3 protein-coding genes are annotated in these 2,030 nt (G+C 69.9%); 2 read left to right on the top strand and 1 reads right to left on the bottom strand.

All coding sequences use genetic code 11. The features are described from left to right. Positions 1 to 282, top strand: a 282-nt coding sequence (locus G6016_RS15175) for a Zn-binding domain-containing protein (protein WP_182633448.1), incomplete at its 5' end; no start/stop codon positions are given. 244 nt (positions 283 to 526) lie between these two features. After that, entirely contained in the window at positions 527 to 1,780 is a 1,254-nt protein-coding gene (locus G6016_RS15170; RefSeq protein WP_182633449.1) for a chloride channel protein, read from the top strand. A 4-nt stretch (positions 1,781 to 1,784) separates the two neighbouring features. Here G6016_RS15170 and G6016_RS15165 read toward each other — a convergent pair. Then, a partial coding sequence (locus G6016_RS15165) for an Rv3654c family TadE-like protein (RefSeq protein ID WP_182633447.1) occupies positions 1,785 to 2,030 on the bottom strand: 246 nt, incomplete at its 5' end.

The following is a 2,030-nucleotide window of genomic DNA, read 5'->3' as shown; positions in this document are numbered from 1 at the left end:
GGCGTTTCCACGGCCCTGCACCCGGACACAGGCCTGCCGACGGTGTTCGTCTACGACGGCTACGCGGGCGGCGCCGGGTTCGCCGAGCGTGGGTTCCGCCGCGCCCACGCCTGGCTGCGCGCGACGCTCGAGGCGATCCGCGCGTGCGGGTGCGAGTCCGGCTGCCCGTCGTGCATCCAGTCCCCCAAGTGCGGGAACGGCAACGAGCCCCTGTCCAAGACGGGCGCGATCGCCCTCCTGATGGAGGTCGTGGGTCAGCTCGCCGAGGTCGGTGCGGCGTAGCCGGAGGTTCCAGCCGTTCCGCTCGGCGCGGTCGGTGGTTACCGCCGTTCCCCCGCGACGGGGTCGGTGGTTGCGGTTGATTATGTGACGACGACGACAACGCCATAATCGGTGTGCGCAGTCCCGTTTGACCGCACCGACCGCGCGGGCCCCACGGCAGGCTTATGGTCGAACAGTGACCACCGCTGTGCCTGACCCCCAGGACGAGGAAACTCTCGACAGCAACACACGCATCCTCGTGTGGATGACCCTGTTGGCGTTGGTCGCGGGTGTCCTCGCCGGAGCCGTTGGAGGTGCCTTCAGGTGGCTGCTCGTCCACGCCAACCAGTTCCGACTGGATGTCGTGACGTGGTCCCACGATCTCGGCGGTGCGGGGTTGCTCATCCCCGTCGCCATGACCACCGTGGCCGCGGCCCTGGCCGGATACATCGCCATCAGGATCCCCCTCGCCGCGGGCAGTGGCATCCAGCATGTCGAGGCCGTCGAGCGCGGAGAGGCCGACCATGCTCCGCTGCGGATCCTGCCCGCGCGCTTCGTCGGCGGGCTGCTGTCCATCGGGCTCGGCGGCATGGTCCTCGGCCGGGAGGGCCCCACCGTTCACATGGGTGCCACCATCGGTGCGTGGTGCGGCAAGGTCGCCCGGGCAACCACCGACGAAATCAAGACCATGCAGTCCGCCCTGGCCGGCGCCGGACTCGCGGTGGCCTTCAACGCCCCGATCGCCGGCACCATGTTCTGCCTCGAGGAGATCACCCACAAGATCAAACTCCGCTATGTCGTGTGGACGCTGGCCTCGGTGGTGGTCGCGGTGATGACCAGCCGCATAATCCTCGGCGACCACGCGGATTTCCACGTCCCGCCGATCGCCGAACCCGCGTTCTCGCACCTACCGATCTTCGCGATCTTCGGTGTGATGGTGGCGCTGGTCGGCGTGCTCTATAACCGTCTGATCCTGTCGTTCCTCCACTGGTTCGACGCGCTGCACCGCATTCCCAAGCTGGTCAAGATCAGCGCGATCGGCGCGGTGATCGGGGTGGCCCTGACGCTCGATGCCGACCTCGTCGGCGGTGGTGACGACCTGACGCAGGCACTGCTCACCGGCCAGCAGCTAACCTTCGTCGGCGTCGCGGTGATCGTCGTGGTCCGGTTCGTGGCCGGCCCGCTGTCCTACGCGGCGGGCACCCCGGGCGGCCTGTTCGCGCCGATGCTCGCACTCGGTGCCCTGCTCGGGCTGGTTGGCGGGCACGTCGTGGACATGATCTCCCCCGGGGTGGGCACCGACCTCATGCCGGCGCTCATGATGGTCGGCATGGCCACGATGTTCACCTCGGTGGTGCGCGCCCCGCTCACCGGCGCGATCCTGGTGATGGAGATGTGCGCCTCCACCCTGGTTGCCGTGCCGCTGCTCGCCGCGAGCGTCACCGCGGTGATCGTCCCCCAGCTACTCGGCTCGCGGCCCGTCTACGACCTGCTCCGCGAGCGCATGCTCGGCACCTGACGCCTCAGACCGGCCCGGCTCGTGCCACCGCCGAGGTCGCCCGACTCCCGAACAGCCCCAACTCCACCGTGGTGACCGCGCGAGTCACCACGTCCTGGCCATCGACCGTGCAGACCGCCAGCCCGGCACCGTTCGCCTCCGCGACCTGGGCCGCCACCGCGCACGCATCGGAGCCCTCACGCAGCGCATGCGCCCCGGCCAGCGCGGACAGGTCCGCTGCCGACCGGGCCACATGCGCGGCCGCCGTGGC

The organism is Dietzia aerolata (assembly GCF_014144865.1).
Taxonomy (GTDB): Bacteria; Actinomycetota; Actinomycetes; order Mycobacteriales; family Mycobacteriaceae; genus Dietzia; species Dietzia aerolata.
Note: the sequence above shows the minus strand (reverse complement) of the source record. Positions and strands in the feature narration are given on the sequence as shown.

Bases quoted from the DNA above. Each gene is read 5' to 3' on its own strand.
- G6016_RS15170 (WP_182633449.1), top strand. From the start codon at position 527: ATGACCCTGTTGGCGTTGGTCGCGGGTGTCCTCGCCGGAGCCGTTGGA.